The sequence below is a fragment of the Viridibacillus arenosi genome (assembly GCF_001955655.1).
Lineage (GTDB): Bacteria > Bacillota > Bacilli > Bacillales_A > Planococcaceae > Viridibacillus > Viridibacillus arenosi.
Genome location: NZ_MSPW01000003.1, coordinates 194,540 through 212,729, shown reverse-complemented (window position 1 = coordinate 212,729; position 18,190 = coordinate 194,540). Strand labels below are relative to the sequence as shown.

The window sequence follows — 18,190 nt, the reverse complement described above, 5'->3', positions numbered from 1 at the left end:
TTCTATGGGCGTCTATATAAATTAAAGTCGCTTTCACCGCAACAAGGGGAAAGCGACTTTTTATCTTAGACGGCCATTTATATCATTGTCTAACTGTTTTTCACCAATAAAGTCACTTAAACAGCTATTAACTTTTTAGCTAACTTTATGTTTTCCTTTAGATAAATTGGTATTTCTGAGTTATGTAAAATCTCCTCTGTCGACATCCAATAAACATCGTCTACCTCATCTATACACTTAGCATATGCTTCTCCAGACTCGTGATCGCATTGAAAAACAATGTCTATTACGTTTAATCCTGATTCCGTAACAAAAAAAGAACTATTCACATATCTAAGATTTGAAACCTCAATACCAACTTCTTCAAAGATTTCTCTTTTTAATGTTTTCTCTAATACATCAGTTGATGTATTATCTAGTTCAACTTTACCACCAACTAGAGAAAGTAAGCCGCCAGCATGTTCTTCCTTTTTGCTGCGTCTTATTAAAAGCCATTTTTCATTTTTGTAAATTGCACCTTCAACATTTACGATAAACATAAACTTCCCTCCAAATTAAGCGTTATTTTAATATTCTCTCTCACTAAAAGCTTTTCCTTTAAAGTTTATGAATACATAAGTTAAACCCTTGTTAATCTATGAATCTTGCGGTTAACTCAAAATAAATACTTTTTCTCTCCGCACATATGTAACGTCGTCATAAGTGTTAGAAAACAGAGGTAACGAATTAGTACCAATAATTTATAGATAAAAAGAAACCATCTAATCTCTTTGGTGTATATTTAGGGCAGGGACTCACTTGGTAATATATAATTTCTAGACGCTTTTTTGTAATGAATTTATCTTTCAGCATTTATTTCTTTCAGAAAAAATGCCCTTTTTGGCTACTAAGAACAAATGTTCTACACACGTAAAAAGGGCATTTTTCTCATTAAAACAATGTAATTTAACCTTATATAGTGTAAAAATACATTATCTATACAGAGTATCATCCATTTTTTTGAATAAATCTCCGTGTAGTAATAAGAACCTGACTATTGCATATAAGAACACTCGTTTGTATACTAGGGGAAAGGGCACTTTTTATTAAAAATAAGCTAGGAGTTGGTGTTTTTTATGTGGAAAATATCAAATGGGAAATTGATTCAAGCAACAGATATAGCCCGAGTTAAATTTCGCACGAATATAAGTGCTGCGGTTTTGGAAAAACTAAAAGTAATGGCTGATGATTATGATACTCATATCAATTACTTGTTGGAATCAGGTGTACAAGCAGTATTAAATCAAAATACAATCGTCTATGATAAAGCAACCCGTCCGACAGATCGAGTACAGTATAAGACAACATACGATGCTGATCTTTTAGAAGCTTTGAAGGTTTTTGCGAAACAACATCAAGTATATATAAACGATGTCATTGAATATAGCGTACAATACATAGATCTAAAAGATGTGAAAAACACGAGTTACAAACATAGAGTAGAGTGATGAAAATCCACTTTTACTCTTAATCACAGAACGCCCCGAACATAATATACATTATAGGAAGTTGCGTTTCAGTTCATAAGTATACTTGAAACAGTGAGATATTTTTGAAATTTATGGTGAAATGGCGTTTTGTTGATGTTCATTAAATTCATACATAGATCCATTTAAACTATCCAGTTATACATTTTACGCATTCGGTTGATCAAGTAACTCATTCACAAGCATTTAACATACTGAGGCATTCTGGATCACTTTAGTTCTATCAGCAAGAATATCCAGAACATCATTAGATTTCCAATATGCTCCTTTCTAATCTACTTAAGATTTTTCAGAAAGTTTTATCCAACTAATACTTTTAAAATATTCTATAAGTACACCACAAGGTAAAGTTATTTCTAATAAAGATTAACAACACCTAACAATAATATTATTTATTTTAAATAGGATAAAACATCTCATTATCTATATCTCTGTACTTTTAAGGCCCGCTAGGACATTCATAACCATGTTAAATTTTAAAACACAGCACTTCCCTACCCTTTTAATTAAACCCCTTTAAAAACGCTCATAAAGCCTTTTTTGGCATTTGATAAATTAATCTGGTCTTTTTGCGACTCAATGGATAGTAAAGTCACTAACTTTTCTAAATTACAATGTTTTTTTGTCATTGTTTTGGTCTTTCTAAAAAGGCTGTGAATCAGAACCTTTTGACAATATAAGGCGTTGGATAATTAACCTTTTTGGACCTTCAAATGCAAAGTGTTAGTACTAATATAAACTCAAACACAAATAACCCCCGTCCTAATTAAAGTACGGGGTTATTTTAAACTATTTAATTTTTGAGGTAATTACTTCACTGCACTTAAATATAATAATAATTTCGTTAAAATTTCATGCCCATTTGTTAAAAAAGAGTCAGGGGTAACAGTGAAAGCAATCAGAAAATCATGCATTAAGAAAAGTTTTTACCTTAGCTAAGTAGACTGGTAAATTATCATCATGGACAAAGTGACCGGCATCTTCTATCGTCACCAATTCGCAATTCGGGATTAATTTAGAAACTTCGAGTAATTTGTTTTGAGGAATATGGCTGGATCCACCGCCTATTATAAGAGTATGTTGGTTAATATCCGCAAGGCGCGCCCACCATTCGGGGTTTGGTTCATTAAGTTGTTTTAGAATAGAAGGCACAACTAGCCAATCAAACGGTAGGTGCTTAGTTGGGTTAGAGGGAATCTCGATCTGCTTATCCGGAAAAGGAGGAGGAGTATCTTCAACAATCAACTTTTCTATTCTTGTTGGGAAATTCTCTGAGAAAAGATAGGATACTGTTCCCCCCATGGAATGACCTAGTAGCGTAAAACGTTCTAAATTCAAAGCATTCGCAAAATGAAGCAAGTCCTCGCACATCAGTTCAAAAGTGTATGTACTCGTTCTCGCACTCCCACCGTGCCCACGTTGATCTAAAGCTAAAATGCGGTAATTCTCTCCTAATACTGCAGCAACTTGATCCCAAGATTCTGAACTTTTTCCCAGCGCATGAAGTGCTACAAGCGGCGGTGCAGAAGGTTCCCCACTCTCACGATATTGAAAAGTAAGTCCATTTAATTCAATTTGATTCACCTGTATTTCCAATTTCATCATCTCCTAGGGTGTTTTTCGTCTGTTGAAAACAGATATATTTTTTATTATCTATACATCTATATTTCAGAGGTTGTTTGAATATTTCCTTTTGGTTTTGTTTTTTTAAAAAAATGTCGTCCAGCCGAAACTGATAGGTTTTCTATTTAGTTAGCAAGTATAAAACGGATTAATCCTAATATTGCATAGCAAAACAGTACTATACCCGCTCCGATGCCGGTTATAGCGCTATTGGCTACTTTAAGCTTTTTAGAGAGAAATATTGAGATGATTGAGATTGCTATGAGTAAAGTTGCTAAGAGATATAAACTGGCGTCTTCGAAGATACTTTTTAACCCGATAAAATGTATGCCGACGATAAAGGCAACCCAAGGAGCCACGTAGTCTTTTCTTTTATTTTTAATCAATAAGAAAGCGCCGAACCCTGCTACGAAGAATTCGGCATACAAGAAGATTAAGTAACTCTTGTATGCTCCCGCTTCCGACAATGCGCTTGGTTGATGCCAATTTGTCACGCTTAAAAATATGCCTCCTAATCCAACTAAAAGCGAGAATACAGAAGCAATTCCTAAAAACTTTCTCCAGCTTTCTCTCGGTTTTTCCTGTGCCCAGCCAAACCAGCTTGATCCAAACACACCGAAAATCGCCATGTACATTGCGTAGTCTCTAACAAAATCTATGTGATTTCCCCCTCTTTTTTTACAATTTGAGAATCTTCAACGTCTTAAAGAAAAATGTGCTTGTTAATTTATACAGTTTTTTTAATGGCGATATGACCTTTTTCTACAAGTACTTATGTATCTTTAGAATTTATTCGTTATGGAATAAAATATAAAAATCCCGTATTCCACAAAGGATACGGGATTTTAATACATAGGTTCTATTTTAATAAAAGATGACCTTTAAACGTTTGTTTAATTTCGCTTAGCTCATTTGCATCAGGGTAATAGTACCATACCCCTGCTTCTTTTCCTCCACTACCTTTTTCAAATTGAATTTGCTCTATATTTTTATTCAATGATTTATATTGTTTCTGAATATTTAACATTTCTTTCAATGTGAAATTCGTTTTAATATTATCTCCTAAATTACCAAGAATATCATCTATTTTTAATAGCGATGATAGATTTGTTCCTTTATCTAAAACTGCTTGAATAAGTTGTTTTTGTCTAATTTGACGACCAAAGTCTCCACGAGGATCCTCATATCGGATACGAGAGAATATTAGCGCTTCTTTACCATTCAGCTCTATCTCGCCTTTTGGGAAGTGATAGTTTTTGTAGGTCAAATCCATATCATTTACAACTGTGACACCATTCAGCGTATCAATTATATCTTTAAAGCCTTCCATGTTTACTTTCACATAATAATCAATTGGTATATCTAAGAAGTTTTCGACTGTTGCAATGGCCATTTCTGCTCCGCCACGAGCATAAGCATGATTAATTTTTTCTACTGTTCCGTTCCCTACAATTTCAGTCTTTGTATCTCGAGGAATACTTAACATTTTCACAGATTCTTCTTTTGGATTGACTGATAATACGATCATTGTATCTGATCTACCTGAATCGTTAGCTCTCTCATCTACACCTAACAATAATACAGAGAAAGGATCTTGTTTTTTTATAGATATATCATTTTCTCTCTTATCTGTTTTATCTACAGGATGATGCATATTATCAAGAGCGGAATTGAAAGAATTATATAAGCTAAATGCGTAGCCACCTACCCCTAATACTAATAACAGTACAATACCAAGTATAATTTGATATTTCTTCTGTTTATACCACTTTTTCTCTTCCATAATCATTCACCTAATCTTTCTGATATATAGTAACTACTTTATTGTTGGAATCACCGTTAGATTTCATAATTTTTATAAAAAGCGTAAAATCTAATACTTATAACGAAAGAATTGTTTAAATGGTTGCCAAGGAATATTATAAAAATTTTTCTTGAAACGTCAATAAAAAAGAGCTGCTCCAGCAACTCAATATTAAAATCATTAAATAATTACATTTTCAGGAATTCATTTATTTCTTTAATAGCTTTCGAAGTTTGAGCATGAATTAACCAATCAGATTTGACCATCTCTTTGTTTGTCGTAACTATTTCTACAATATCCATATCATTTAGTACTTTATAAACGGGGCGACGCTTACCATTTACTATTGCAGCAGACATACACCTAGCTAATTGTGAATTTAATGAAAAAGCGAAATCAATAATAGTTGAGCCTTTTGGTAAAGAGATCACATCCATTTTTGGTGTATACACTGTAATTACCCTTTGAAGCAATTCGAAAGCTATTAAATCATAAAATTCGATTGGCGAATTTGAGATAGATTTTACTGTGTGTATAGAGTCCCCTAACAAATTTCTACTTAAATTCGTTATTTCACTACTTGATAAACCACTCTTTAATAAGGCAAATACCCCAGTATCATTTAGATTTTTATCATACTCACTCTGAATGATGAAGTTTACTTCGATATTGTCGACAAGTACTTTGGTCTTTAAATGTTTTAAAAATGGACTTTTCACTATTGCAATATTATCCATTAATTGATCCTCTATTGGTGTATATAGATTATGTATTATACCAAGTGCAGTATAACAATGCAGCGGTAAATTTGTAATTACTTTTATGGAGAATAAATCAGATATGGCATGTTCTTCTAGTAAAAGACAATAAGATCTATATAACGGTTCTTTACCCCAATCCAAATCAATAACTAGAGAATTACCTTCCTTTTGTAATTTATCAGAGCATATTAAAAAAATATCATTAAATTTTTTAGCGTAGTTGTTTATTAACTTTTGAACTGTATTAGACTTGGGTGGGTTCAAATAACTGAATGATAATGCCTCTAACTCGTCTTGAATTTTGTATAACCCTAGTCGCTCAGCAAGTGGCGCAAAAAAGATTATTGTTTCATTTGCATAAGGGATTTTCTTTTCAACTTTTTTTATTGAAAGAGTCCTCATGTTATGCAATCGATCTGCAATTTTAATAACTGCTACTCTAATATCAATAATAGAAGCAGTTAGCAGTTTTTCTGTATTGACTGCACTGTACTCTTCTTTTTCAAGTAGACCTTTCTCAACTTTGGTCAATCCTTCTACGATTGTAGAAACTTGTTTACCAAAGTTAAGTTGAATTTCATGAATAGAAATATCCGTATCTTCCACTACATCATGTAGTAATGCTGAAATTAAAGAGGTTATATCCGCCTTATACTCTAACAGTATTTCGCAAACAGCTAAGGGATGAGTGATGTACGGCTCTCCCGTAGCCCTCTTTTGTCCATGATGTGCTTTCTCAGCAAAAATAATAGCTTTTTCTAATAGCTCTATTTCACTTTGTGTAAGATAATTGCTCTTTTGAATTAAACGCGCTTTTAAAGCATTTATCATGAAATCCCCACCGTTTTTTAGATAATTATAACATTTAGGGCTGATTTTCCAATAAAAGTATTGGTAATTAGTTTTATATAGACAACTATTGATGAAGCAATTTCTTATTAATTTCTATGTCAATACATGCTCTATTTCAAAAGATACAAGCCCACTAGTCGTCCACCTTCTATAAAACATTCAATAGCATAAACGTTTCTATTTACTGTAAGCAACCTGAAAGAAGTTAATAATTAAAGAGACGTGTAATACCTTGCGGGTTTTATTTTCGGTAATTTTAAAATAATTTCATAAAACTAAATCAATGAACCCAAACACTCTTTCAATCTTGACATAGAATGAACTATCAGATGTATAGGAGGTGTACAATATGGGAAATGACAATGGCGGGTACGAAGGTGGTCGTAATAATGGATCAGGCTTCGCGTTACTTATCGTTCTATTTATTCTTTTAATTATCATTGGCGCAAGTTTCATGAACTGCGGTGGTTACGGTGGCGGTGGCGGTGGCTACTGTTAAGGTAGCTATTATGGACACTGTTGGATAAAAATCATAATCCACCAGAAAAGACAGGTTTTTTTAACCTGTCTTTTCTAATGTTTACAAAATGAAGGAAGTAGGTACTTAACTGAAGGCTGCACACCTAGAATTCAAACAAAGAATGTACATAAATGACAGTAGTTGGGTTGCGTTTATACTTTTTCCATTAAGGGTAAAGAACTAAGGAGCATAATTATTTAAGGAGGAATTGACATGCAAAACAACTTAAGTCAAAAGATTGTAGTTGTCTATGGTACTCAGGCGGTATTAACTAAAATTGAAGAATTACGCTCAGGAGGTATTATAAGCAACAATATTCACATTTTCACTAAGGATAGTAGTAAATTTGCGAATTTAAAATGGGATTCGGACATTAAAAGACATCCTACAGGCAATTGGGTTGACCAGTTTAAGTCATGGTTTTCTGATGACTCCGCTATTGAAGAAGGTTTAAAGAAATTGAAATTAACGGATGAAGAAAATGCACATTACACACGAATTTTAGAAGCTGGCGGAACCATATTAGTCACTGGTCAAGATCCATTTAATGATTTAGGGCAATCAGATAAAATAATTGATAAGAAAGGTGCAATGATAGACGAGCCCATTCACCATGATGAACAAATGATTGACCGAGAGGACTCTTTAGACAGACGTGAGCGAATTGTGGAGATTGAATCAATGCGTCGATTGTATTAACATTAGTTTAGTAAAAAGTACTGAAATAGATTAGTCAATCTTTTAATTACTACGTAATAATTAAAATACCTTCAAGCTCAGTAAATTTGATGTTTATACTGTGCAAGAAGGTATTTTAATTTGAAAATTTCATTTTAATGAATAATTACTAACCATAAATAAAGACCAAGCAATGTAAGAAATAACGTGGGAATCGTTAATATTATACCTGTCTTAAAATATGTACCCCATGAAATTCTGACTTCATTTAAGGATAAAACATGTAACCAAAGTAACGTGGCTAAAGAGCCAATTGGTGTAATTTTTGGTCCTAAATCAGAACCAATAACATTGGCATAAATCAATGCTTCACGTATAACTCCGTCTGTAGTAGTCTCTGAAATAGCTAGTGCGTCAATCATAACTGTAGGTAAATTATTCATTACCGATGACAGAATAGCAGCTAAGAAACCCATACCCATTGTCGCAGCAAATAATCCTTGGTTTGCTGTCCATTGAATAACATCAGACACAACATTTGTTAAACCAACATTTTTTAAACCGTAAACAACTACGTACATACCAATTGAGAAGAAAACGATGTTCCATGGTGCCCCTTTAATAACTGTTCCGGTATTAACGGCTTTACTTCTTCTAGCCATTATTAGAAAGAACAATGCAACAAGGATTGCAATAAATGATACAGGAATACCAATAGCTTCACTTGAAAAGTAACCAATTAGCAGTATTCCTAATACGTACCACGATAAACGAAACATTGTGACATCACGAATTGCATCAACAGGTTTCTTTAATACTGTTGGGTTATAATTCTTCGGAATAACTTTACGGAATAATAAAATCAATACTATAACACTTGCAATAAGTGCAAAGAAATTGGGGATAATCATTCGTGATGCATACTCAGAGAAACTAATATTGAAAAAGTCCGCCGATACTATATTTACCAAATTACTTACGACTAAGGGCAAAGAGGTCGTATCAGCAATAAATCCACTTGCTATTATAAACGGAAATACTTTTTTACCGTCAAACTGTAGGTTTCGAACCATAGCCAATACAATGGGAGTTAGAATAAGGGCTGCACCATCATTTGCAAAAAATGCTGCTACTAATGCTCCTAGAACAGTGACATAGATAAACATTCTAAGACCATTTCCTTTTGCTGCCCTAGCCATATGAAGTGCAGACCATTCAAAGAAACCTATTTCATCTAATATGAGTGAAATAATGATAATTGCTATAAAAGTTAACGTCGCATTCCAAACGATCGATGTAACATCTAATACATCAGTAAAATCCACTACTCCTAAAATTAATGCAATGATGGCTCCACCACATGCAGACCACCCTATAGACAATCCTTTTGGCTGCCAAATGACTAGTACAAGTGTTACTAAAAAAATCAAAGACGCTAATATTGCCAATTTCTATGTCCAACCTTCCATTTTCAACAAGAAATTCATAAGACCTGTATTTCTAATTGTAATAATTTATTGTCCTGACTATAAATGTTGTCTATCAAGCTCTACTCGAATGGATTACACAAGTTTATGCTTCGTAATCCTCTTCTTACTTCTATAACTATATCAACATATATTAATAAGTGAAAGAGCCTCGTTTTGATAAGACTAACAAAACAGGCTCTTTCTTATTTTTATTTTAATTTGTGCTATTTAATCGGATTTTCGCATTTTTTAGCATCCCGAAAGCTAGCCCCATCATTAAACCAATACCCGTGATAATAAAGAATAATAATCCAATACTCTCTTTTAGAACGACCATTTGTAAAATAACCCCTACTAACGCACCTAATGTTAAACCGATGAACATAAATGCTGCGTAATATAGCCCTATTGCTTCCTCAATATTTGGTTCGAGATATTGCATCCATTTAGCATTTCTATCTAGCATAGGATTGTCTGGATTTTCAACTGCAAACGATGCCTTAGCTTTTTCAAATGCATCTGCTTCAGAAATGCCTTCTTCTATCATTAAATCTTGAATATAATCGTCCATATAACTCATTAACTCTTCTTGTGCTTCATTATTCTTTTGTGAAGACCATTTAAATTTAGCAGCAGTCTTCTTCGCCTCCCCTAATTTTTGATTCGCTTGAATCGCAAGTTCTTCAAAGTATGTAAGCTCTTTACTATCACTTACACTTAGCTTGGTATTCTGCTTCACGAATTGATTGATTTTGTTTTTCGTTTCTTTACTTAGTGTCATGTTACTCGACTCCTTCCAAAAATTGATCCATTAATTGTTTCATGAAAAGCCATTCCGCTTTTTTATGGGTTAAATACTCTTTTCCTGTATTCGAGAGATGATAGTACTTTCTTCTAGCCGCTGCACTTCCTTCTTGCCAATAACTCGTTACATAGCCATTTTTCTCTAAACGTTTAAAAGATAAATACAAAGTTCCTTCTTTTATTTCGAATGAATTCTTGCTTTGTTTTTTAACTTCTTTACTCAGATCATAACCATACATATCGTCATGGTAAAGCAAGCTTAAAATGATTGTGTCTATATAACCTCGTAATATCTCCTTATCAATTTCCACGTAATTCTCTCCTTCAACAATACCTTGCTTTGTTAGGTACAAACAGATTATAAAACATTCATACCTTATAAAGCAATGTATAAATTAAAGTAAGGTATAAAAAGTTCCTTCTTTTAAGATTGAAACAATGCTCCATAATGGTTCAATAGGCAAAAAAAAACGTTTATAAAGCGTTAATCTACGCTGTACAAACGTACAAACGGTTTTTTTATGTGAAATTGAAAAAAATGATAATTTCCAAAACAAAGGGATTATCTGCATTTTTCTAGAAATTAAAAATATACTTGCACTAAAGTGAGGAGTGAAGGTATTATCATTAAACTCAAAAGAAGTTTACCTTATATAGTGAATGTGTTTTTTACGATGATCTATTATTTCTTATTACTGTTATTGTATCTTCAAGATGTGATCAGTGGAGTTTCTTTTGTCGTTATTTTATTGCTTAGCTTAATCATTTTATCGATTGCGCTTATTGTGTATCGGAAAAAATGTGCTATCAAACGAAAAGTCGTGTTAATTACATTGTTGATGGCCCTACTATTTTGTTACGAAATACCTCTGATATTTTATGATGCATACACACACGCTGCATACAGATATACAGATCCTTTAGAAGTATACGAAGGTTCAGGAATCTATTTAATAGGGGTAAATCGAGTTGATTTCCAATTTACTGAAAACAAAAACGCTGTTATAGACCTTTTAAAAGAACAACAAATAGACTATCTGGATATTACTAAAATCACCAATTCGGACCGGTACGGAAGTAAGAACCGACAATTATTGAAGTGGTTCCATCTTGGGAAAGATAGCGTAGAACAAATGAGAGAAAACGTGAATCATTTTTTAGGACAAGAGCATGGAAGGATTAACAAATTTTTAAATAACGATCATATTGATGGAAGTAGCGCTGGGTTAGGTTTAGCGTTAACAGGACTTATTGTGAGGGGCGATTTGCAAAATGACTTAAAGATTGCTGTTACAGGGGCAATTAGCGAAACGGGAGACGTATTAGCCATAGGGATTTTAAAAGAAAAAATGCAAATTGCTGAAAAATCCGGTTTTTCATTGATGATCGTTCCAAGTGCAAATAGAAAAGAAGCTTTGGAAATTCAGCAGAAACAAAATTTAAACATACAAATTCTTGATGTGGCACATGTAGAAGAAGCAGTTCGACTGATTAATGAATTGAACGATACAAGTAATGAACAAAATAAATAAGGAATTCTGTATTGCTGCTTATAAACAATACAGGATGCTTAAGTGTCTATCTACAATAGAGAAGTTGAGAAACATTCGACTTGATTAGCAAGACGAATCTATAAAACTAATTCAAATGATGCACCTTAGTTTCTTTTATGTAAACATGCTACTCATGGTTGAATGTCTAATAAAATCCAGTTTAATAGGGGCAAAACTACTATCAAAATTAATATGATTATTATCCAAATTACTGTATTTCTTTTCATTCCATTATCACCTCTTAAATAATTTGTACCTATCCTCTAATTATTCTATCTATAAACTGCATAGCATTTACATAATAGTCCAATTAATCTATGATAAGTACTATTATGTAATTAGAAAGAAGGTGTAAAATGGGAGTTATTGGGATTATAATTATTTGCGCGATTTTTGCTGTATTTGAAGCTGTACGAAGATTAAATAATAATGTTCTAGAGCAAACAGAAGAAATAAAAAAAATAGGTGACGAACTAAAAGAACTTCGTAAACGGCTGTAGCACAAATTTTAATTACATAAATGCGAAGTTTCCTTCTTTATCTTATTTACTTTGAATACCCAATACTAACTTAAGGGAGTTTCGCTTCTTTTTCAACTTCTTTAAACCTTCCTTTGAATCTAGGATTACTACCGTTTTAAATAACCAAATTCGAAGATAAACCGATTTTAAAATAATCGGTCCTATTATACCTCGTTCCTCAAATTCAGAACCGTCCTCTAATTCTGTCTCTGTCCTAACAATCCACGTGTTGCCAATTCCTATTTCAATAAATTTCATTTTTGATCACCGCTTCACTTTTGTTAATCACTAAATGTAAATAGTATTTGTTGTCTTACCTATCGGAAAAAAATAGATTGGTAAAAATAATAGTAACATATCAAAACTCAAACCTTATTCCAATAAGTGACAAATATTTACAAAAATTATATTAATTTTCCTTTATTCGTCCTAATATGTATAGTTTCTGCAATAAAAATACAGGTGAATAAACCTTCACAAACGCTTATGTATCAATGGTTCAAAAGTATTCATTCGCATATTTTGGTTGCTGTGAGCGTTCATGAAAAATAGATTTGTGTATCTCTGTGTTCTAAAACGTTATAGTGTAACCCACTTTTTCTATTAAATTCGCTATTTTATTTATAGATTCTTTTGAATTTATAATATACTTTTTAGATTACACTATTTTCAGTTATCCCATTTAACAAAACTTTCATTTTTGTATAATTAAATTTCACTATTCTCTATCTACATTATCTAAACTCTAAATATCCAGATTTCTACAACAATAAACTAGTATCATCCCTCCCCTTCTTTCATTTCCTTTAATGTGTAGATACCTTCTTTAATAATTTGACAATTTTTTTCTGTTCTGTTACGATAATTCTCAATAAAAGCATACAAATTCGTTGATGAGAAAGAGTAGCGTTACATCTTATTCCCTAGAGAGCTGACAGATCGGTGCAAGTCAGTGTTTAAGTGTAATGTGAAGATCCTCTCTGAGAAGATAGTCTGAAGATTCAGTAGGTCTATCCGGGTGTCCGCCGTTAAAAGGAACACGTATGATTGTACGTTGCTGAGTGCTATTGAGCGGTTTTCAATAGAATTAGGGTGGTATCGCGGTTAACCCCGTCCCTTACTTGGGACGGGGTTTTTTGTATGTTTTTATATAATTTAGTATTGGAGCGATATCAATGAATTCGATTGAAGGTAAAGAAAATACAGTACAACGTGAACAACGCATTCGTAACCTCTGGACAGAACAAGATACTTTTCAAGCTTCTGTTGATGCAAGAGAAGGAAGCACACCGTTTGTTTTTTATGAAGGTCCACCAACTGCAAACGGTCTACCCCATGTAGGCCATGCATTTGGCAGAACGATTAAAGATGTTGTGGCACGTTATAAAACGATGCAAGGATTCCAAGTAGAAAGAAAAGCAGGCTGGGATACACACGGTCTTCCTGTAGAACTAGGTGTTGAAAAGCAACTAGGTATTTCGGGTAAACAAGAGATTGAACGTTATGGTATAGAGCCATTTATTAAGAAATGTAAGGAAAGTGTCTTCACTTACGAGAAGAAATGGCGTTCATTTACCGAAGAATTAGGTTATTGGGTTGATATGGATGATCCTTATATGACATTAAGCAATGACTATATCGAAAGTGTATGGCACATCTTGAGTAAAGTGCATAAAGACAACTTGTTATATAAAGGGCATCGTGTTTCACCTTACTGCCCTAGCTGCCAAACATCATTAAGTTCACATGAGGTCGCACAAGGCTATAAAGATGTAAAAGATTTATCTGCTACAGTGAAATTCAAATTAGCTGATAAAGAAAATGAATTCTTCTTAGGTTGGACGACAACACCTTGGACTTTACCTGCTAACGTAGCACTTGCTATGAATTCAGAATTAACTTATGTAAGAGTTAAAAAAGAATCAGAGATCTTCATTGTCGCAAAATCATTAGTTGAAAAAGTGCTAGGTGAAGATGTTGAAGTTCTAAGTGAGCATAAAGGACATGAATTTGAAGGGATACGTTATTTGCCTCCATTCAATTATGCAACTGTCGAAAAAGGACATATCGTTGTCTTAGCTGAATACGTAACGGAGAGCAGTGGTACCGGTATCGTTCATATTGCACCGGCCTATGGTGAAGATGACTATAAAACTATTCAACAAAATGGCTTATCTTTTGTGAATATAGTCGACTTGCAAGGTCGTTACACAGCAGAGGTAGTTGATCTTGAGGGCAGATTTGTAAAAGACTGTGATGTAGATATTATTAAAATGCTTTCTGAAAAAGGTCTGCTATTTAGCAAAGAAAAGTATGAGCATAGCTACCCACACTGCTGGCGTTGCGATTCACCGCTTCTTTACTATGCGACAGATAGCTGGTTTATCAATATGTCGTCACTGAAAGAGCAAATGCTTGCGAATAACGAAATAGTCACTTGGTATCCTGAGCATATCAAAAACGGGCGTTTTGGAAACTTCCTTGAAAATCTAGTGGATTGGAATATTAGCCGAAACCGCTACTGGGGTACCCCATTAAATGTATGGATTTGTGATGATTGTGGCTATGAAGTAGCTCCTGGTAGCATTGAAGAATTAAAAGAGATCGCTACAACTAATTTAGATGATGGTATAGAGCTTCATAAGCCTTATATTGATGATGTCCAGTGCGCTTGCCCTAAATGTCATGGACAGATGGAACGAACGCCAGAAGTTATTGACGTTTGGTTTGACAGCGGTTCAATGCCATTTGCGCAACACCACTATCCATTTGATAACAAAGAGAAGTTTAAAAAACAATTCCCTGCAGATGTAATTATAGAAGGTATTGACCAAACACGGGGCTTCTTCTATAGCCTATTAGCAGTTTCTACCCTATTTACTGGGCAGGCACCATATAAAAACGTTTTATCATTAGGTCATGTATTAGATGAGAACGGCCAGAAAATGTCGAAGAGTAAAGGCAACGCCCTAGATCCAGTTGAATTGATTCAAGAATACGGTGCTGATGCTCTACGTTGGGCATTCTTGATCGATAGTTCCCCTTGGAATCCTAAACGATTCTCGAAAAAGACCGTGCAAGATGCAAAATCAAAACTAGTTGATACATTAGATAATACGTATAAATTTTATGCTATGTATGCGAAAATTGATGGTTTTGAATATGATTCAAATCAAACAGGCAAGAAAACAATCTTAGATCAATGGATGCTTTCTCGTTTGCATAATACAGTCAAAGTTGTAGAAGAGTTTATGAATGAGTTCCAATTTACAGCTGCTACAAGAGAGATTGCAGCGTTAGTTGATGAAGTGAGTAATTGGTATGTAAGACGTTCTAGAAATCGTTTCTGGGCTTCAGGTCTATCAGAAGACAAAAAAGCAGCTTACTCTACCCTATTTGAGACATTAAGTACAGTTAGCCGCTTACTAGCACCTTTTGTACCTTATATCGCAGAGGATATTCACTTAAAACTACACAACAGTAGTGTACATCTGCAAGACTACCCAAAAGCGGATAAAACAGTCATTAATCCGGAGCTAGAAAAAGATATGGCAACAATTTTGAAAATAGTGGAATTCGGAAGAAGTATTCGTAATAGTACTTCATTAAAAACCAAGCAACCGCTTCATCAAATCATCGTTTGGCAAAATGGAGACTCTAGTTCATTAGATGCTTATACAAATATCATAAAAGATGAATTAAACGTCAAGACGGTTACATTTGCTAATGATATCACTAAATATGAATCAGCTAGCTTCAAACTGAATTTCAAAACGGCTGGGGCTGCATTTGGTAAAGCGGTCAATTCCGTTAAGCAATATGTAGAAAATATGCCGGAAGAAGAAAAACAAACAATTCTTTCTCAAGGCGAAGTACAAATTAATGTAAATGAAAACAGCTATACTTTAAAATCTGAGCACATTCTTGTAGAATCTGCTGTAACACCTGGTTTTGAGCTAGCTGGTGATCAGCAATTAAAAGTATTGCTAGATGTACAATTAACGCCTTTATTAATAGAAGAAGGACAAATAAGAGAGCTTATTCGTACAATTCAAGACACAAGAAAGAAACTAGATTTACCAGTCGAGATGTATGTATCTCTTAACATTGTTGCAAGTACTGAAGTAAAAGAAATGATCCTTCGTTTTGAAGATTTAATGAGAGAAAATTTACTTGTAAATGACATCACGTTTAATACATTAGCAGAAAATGAGCAACCTATTGATGTACAATTAGGTACCACACTTGTTAAAGTTGCAATGAATTACCAATAATGATGATTTAAATAACAATAGTTTAAGCACACTGAAAAGGGGCTGTCCATTAAGTCGATAACGACTTGTGGACGCCCCTTTTATTTTGAGTGGAGAGGATTCTCTAAAGTTAATTATTCATAAATATTAATAATTGTAACTTTTTCACGAGTCATTGCTTCTATACTCCGTTTTATACCTTGTGTTCCCATACCTGAACCTTTGATTCCTATGAATGGGAAGTGGTCAGGTCCACGTTCTGTTCTTCCGTTTATCTGGACAGAACCTGCTTCAATTTGAGGTGCTATAGTAAATGCCTTATTTATGTCTTTAGTAAAAACACTTGCTTGTAAACCAAATTTCGACGCATTTGCTAGTGTAATGGCTTCTTTATCTGATTTCACTCGAATAATAGGAAGTACTGGGCCAAACGGTTCTTCCCAAGCAACTCTCATATCTGTTGTAATATTGTCTAGTAAGGTCGGGTATATTAGATTTCCTTCACGTTTGTTTCCCACAACTAATGTAGCTTCTTTTTCTAATGCATCATCAATTAAACCTTGTACAAAGTCTGCAGATTTATCATCGATTAGCGGCACAATAATATTATTTTCTTCAGGAGAACCTACTGTTAAGGATTCTATTTCTTCTTTTAATAATGATACTAATTCATCAGCAACAGTTTCGTTTACAAGAACACGTTTAATTGCTGTACAACGTTGGCCTGAATATGAATATGCTCCTGAAATAATTTGTTTCGAAGTAAACACTAAATCAGCGTCTTCCCGAACGATAGCTGGGTCTTTTCCTCCAAGCTCCATTACAAGTGGAATCATGTTCGAAATTTTTGCAATATGTTGTCCAGTTTCTGTTCCGCCTGTGAATGAGATCATATCGATGTCAGGATGCTCAACAAGGTAGTCACCAATAACAGATCCTCGTCCAGTTACAAGATTAAGAACGCCTTTTGGTAAGCCTGTTTTGTGAAGAGCTTCAATCATTTTCACACCACTAATTGCACCTTGAGTTGCTGGTTTGAAAATAACTGCATTTCCCACAATTAGAGATGGCGCAATCTTTGCGGCAGATAAGTTCACGGGATAGTTAAACGGTGAAATGGCAAGAATGACTCCAAGTGGGACACGATGAGTCACCGCAATTTTAGAGCGATTTCCCCCTGGGAAATTTTCGCCCAACATACTTTCCCCTTGCATATGTGTTGCTTCTTCTATTGTGTATTGAATAAAATCTGCAGTACGTTCCACTTCCTTTACCGCATCATTAAATGTTTTACCTACTTCTTCCATGATAGATTGAGCAATTTCGTTTTTCATTGCAAGTAATTCATTAGCCCATCTATATAAATATTCACCACGAGCACGTACAGAAAGTTGAGACCATTCTTTTTGGGCTAGTTTTGCGCCGTTTATTGCTTCATCTACTTCATCCTGAGAAATAGCTTGAACGTGGCCAATTTCCTCACGTAAATAAGGCGATAAAATGCTTATACTTTCTTTTGAGCGACTTTCACGCCATTCTCCATTTATATAAAATTGATAATTTTTAGCCATGATGCCTCCTCCAATAATCCGATGTTTTACTATTATTTACTTGTTTTCAGTTGTCATACTTATAATTCCGTCATTTAACCCTACGACATCATGAGCTTTTTTAAAAATATGTAAAAAACACCGTACCTTGATATTGCTAATATCAGGGTACGGTGTTTTCTTTTTAAAGTTCATTCACATTCACTTCAAACGGTCATGCAATATAAAAGTTTTTAATTTCATAAATTCCATCTATAAATCCAATAAAACCACCAA

The 18,190-nt window shown here is 33.9% G+C and carries 16 protein-coding genes and 1 other annotated feature; of the genes, 6 read left to right on the top strand and 10 right to left on the bottom strand.

The window, feature by feature from the left end; all coding sequences use genetic code 11:
* Positions 1–116: 116 nt before the first annotated feature.
* A complete protein-coding gene (locus BK137_RS07650; protein WP_038181678.1) occupies positions 117–539 on the bottom strand; it encodes an NUDIX hydrolase in 423 nt (140 codons plus the stop codon).
* A gap of 576 nt (positions 540–1,115) precedes the next feature.
* Between BK137_RS07650 and BK137_RS07645 the strand changes: the two genes are divergently transcribed.
* A complete protein-coding gene (locus BK137_RS07645) occupies positions 1,116–1,487 on the top strand; it encodes a hypothetical protein (RefSeq protein ID WP_038181682.1) in 372 nt (123 codons plus the stop codon).
* 945 nt (positions 1,488–2,432) lie between these two features.
* Here BK137_RS07645 and BK137_RS07640 read toward each other — a convergent pair.
* The 4 genes from BK137_RS07640 to BK137_RS07625 form a co-directional block, all read right to left on the bottom strand.
* On the bottom strand, positions 2,433–3,122 hold the full coding sequence (locus BK137_RS07640) for an alpha/beta fold hydrolase (RefSeq protein WP_081730044.1): 690 nt from the start codon (positions 3,120–3,122) through the stop codon (positions 2,433–2,435).
* 152 nt (positions 3,123–3,274) lie between these two features.
* Entirely contained in the window at positions 3,275–3,784 is a 510-nt protein-coding gene (locus tag BK137_RS07635; protein ID WP_235175692.1) for a hypothetical protein, read from the bottom strand.
* A gap of 224 nt (positions 3,785–4,008) precedes the next feature.
* The gene (locus tag BK137_RS07630; protein ID WP_143691024.1) at positions 4,009–4,932 is read right to left on the bottom strand and encodes an LCP family glycopolymer transferase; all 924 of its coding nucleotides are present in this window, start codon (positions 4,930–4,932) and stop codon (positions 4,009–4,011) included.
* A 209-nt stretch (positions 4,933–5,141) separates the two neighbouring features.
* Positions 5,142–6,545, bottom strand: a complete 1,404-nt coding sequence (locus tag BK137_RS07625; RefSeq protein WP_038181691.1) for an HD domain-containing protein — start codon at positions 6,543–6,545, stop codon at positions 5,142–5,144.
* 370 nt (positions 6,546–6,915) lie between these two features.
* On the opposite strand from BK137_RS07625, the gene BK137_RS07620 reads away from it, so the two are divergent.
* A complete protein-coding gene (locus BK137_RS07620) occupies positions 6,916–7,065 on the top strand; it encodes a YjcZ family sporulation protein (protein ID WP_076035318.1) in 150 nt (49 codons plus the stop codon).
* Positions 7,066–7,299: 234 nt separating this feature from the next.
* Positions 7,300–7,785 carry a general stress protein gene (locus BK137_RS07615; RefSeq protein WP_038181693.1) on the top strand — a complete coding sequence of 162 codons (486 nt, stop codon included), beginning with the start codon at positions 7,300–7,302 and terminating at the stop codon, positions 7,783–7,785.
* Between the two features lie 134 nt (positions 7,786–7,919).
* On the opposite strand, the gene BK137_RS07610 is transcribed toward BK137_RS07615, so the two are convergent.
* From BK137_RS07610 to BK137_RS07600, 3 genes are all read right to left on the bottom strand, one after another.
* Positions 7,920–9,212 (bottom strand): arsenic transporter, encoded by a 1,293-nt coding sequence (locus BK137_RS07610; protein ID WP_038181695.1) that lies wholly within the window; start codon positions 9,210–9,212, stop codon positions 7,920–7,922.
* A gap of 235 nt (positions 9,213–9,447) precedes the next feature.
* Positions 9,448–10,014, bottom strand: a complete 567-nt coding sequence (locus tag BK137_RS07605) for a hypothetical protein (protein ID WP_038181699.1) — start codon at positions 10,012–10,014, stop codon at positions 9,448–9,450.
* 1 nt (position 10,015) lies between these two features.
* Positions 10,016–10,348 (bottom strand): PadR family transcriptional regulator, encoded by a 333-nt coding sequence (locus BK137_RS07600; protein WP_038181702.1) that lies wholly within the window; start codon positions 10,346–10,348, stop codon positions 10,016–10,018.
* Between the two features lie 363 nt (positions 10,349–10,711).
* Between BK137_RS07600 and BK137_RS07595 the strand changes: the two genes are divergently transcribed.
* Both BK137_RS07595 and BK137_RS22260 read left to right on the top strand, forming a co-directional pair.
* Positions 10,712–11,569: a S16 family serine protease gene (locus BK137_RS07595; RefSeq protein ID WP_038181705.1), complete on the top strand. Its 858-nt coding sequence runs from the start codon at positions 10,712–10,714 to the stop codon at positions 11,567–11,569.
* 377 nt (positions 11,570–11,946) lie between these two features.
* Positions 11,947–12,090 (top strand): hypothetical protein, encoded by a 144-nt coding sequence (locus tag BK137_RS22260; RefSeq protein WP_164491921.1) that lies wholly within the window; start codon positions 11,947–11,949, stop codon positions 12,088–12,090.
* A 42-nt stretch (positions 12,091–12,132) separates the two neighbouring features.
* On the opposite strand, the gene BK137_RS07590 is transcribed toward BK137_RS22260, so the two are convergent.
* Entirely contained in the window at positions 12,133–12,369 is a 237-nt protein-coding gene (locus BK137_RS07590) for a DUF3977 family protein (RefSeq protein WP_038181706.1), read from the bottom strand.
* A gap of 623 nt (positions 12,370–12,992) precedes the next feature.
* Positions 12,993–13,232: a binding site (T-box leader), on the top strand.
* A gap of 54 nt (positions 13,233–13,286) precedes the next feature.
* Here BK137_RS07590 and ileS point away from each other — a divergent pair.
* Entirely contained in the window at positions 13,287–16,385 is a 3,099-nt protein-coding gene (gene ileS, locus BK137_RS07585; protein ID WP_038181707.1) for an isoleucine--tRNA ligase, read from the top strand.
* A gap of 113 nt (positions 16,386–16,498) precedes the next feature.
* Here ileS and BK137_RS07580 read toward each other — a convergent pair whose 3' ends face one another.
* Positions 16,499–17,935 (bottom strand): NADP-dependent glyceraldehyde-3-phosphate dehydrogenase, encoded by a 1,437-nt coding sequence (locus tag BK137_RS07580; protein ID WP_038181710.1) that lies wholly within the window; start codon positions 17,933–17,935, stop codon positions 16,499–16,501.
* Positions 17,936–18,190 lie beyond the last annotated feature (255 nt).

What these genes read in the sequence shown, in the direction of transcription:
- BK137_RS07630 (WP_143691024.1), bottom strand. Translation starts at nt 4,932, where the DNA reads ATGGAAGAGAAAAAGTGGTATAAACAGAAGAAATATCAAATTATACTT.
- BK137_RS22260 (WP_164491921.1), top strand. Translation starts at nt 11,947, where the DNA reads ATGGGAGTTATTGGGATTATAATTATTTGCGCGATTTTTGCTGTATTT.
- BK137_RS07620 (WP_076035318.1), top strand. Translation starts at nt 6,916, where the DNA reads ATGGGAAATGACAATGGCGGGTACGAAGGTGGTCGTAATAATGGATCA.
- BK137_RS07605 (WP_038181699.1), bottom strand. Translation starts at nt 10,014, where the DNA reads ATGACACTAAGTAAAGAAACGAAAAACAAAATCAATCAATTCGTGAAG.
- ileS (WP_038181707.1), top strand. Translation starts at nt 13,287, where the DNA reads ATGAATTCGATTGAAGGTAAAGAAAATACAGTACAACGTGAACAACGC.
- BK137_RS07650 (WP_038181678.1), bottom strand. Translation starts at nt 539, where the DNA reads ATGTTTATCGTAAATGTTGAAGGTGCAATTTACAAAAATGAAAAATGG.
- BK137_RS07635 (WP_235175692.1), bottom strand. Translation starts at nt 3,784, where the DNA reads ATGTACATGGCGATTTTCGGTGTGTTTGGATCAAGCTGGTTTGGCTGG.
- BK137_RS07595 (WP_038181705.1), top strand. Translation starts at nt 10,712, where the DNA reads ATGATCTATTATTTCTTATTACTGTTATTGTATCTTCAAGATGTGATC.
- BK137_RS07580 (WP_038181710.1), bottom strand. Translation starts at nt 17,935, where the DNA reads ATGGCTAAAAATTATCAATTTTATATAAATGGAGAATGGCGTGAAAGT.
- BK137_RS07615 (WP_038181693.1), top strand. Translation starts at nt 7,300, where the DNA reads ATGCAAAACAACTTAAGTCAAAAGATTGTAGTTGTCTATGGTACTCAG.
- BK137_RS07625 (WP_038181691.1), bottom strand. Translation starts at nt 6,545, where the DNA reads ATGATAAATGCTTTAAAAGCGCGTTTAATTCAAAAGAGCAATTATCTT.
- BK137_RS07645 (WP_038181682.1), top strand. Translation starts at nt 1,116, where the DNA reads ATGTGGAAAATATCAAATGGGAAATTGATTCAAGCAACAGATATAGCC.
- BK137_RS07590 (WP_038181706.1), bottom strand. Translation starts at nt 12,369, where the DNA reads ATGAAATTTATTGAAATAGGAATTGGCAACACGTGGATTGTTAGGACA.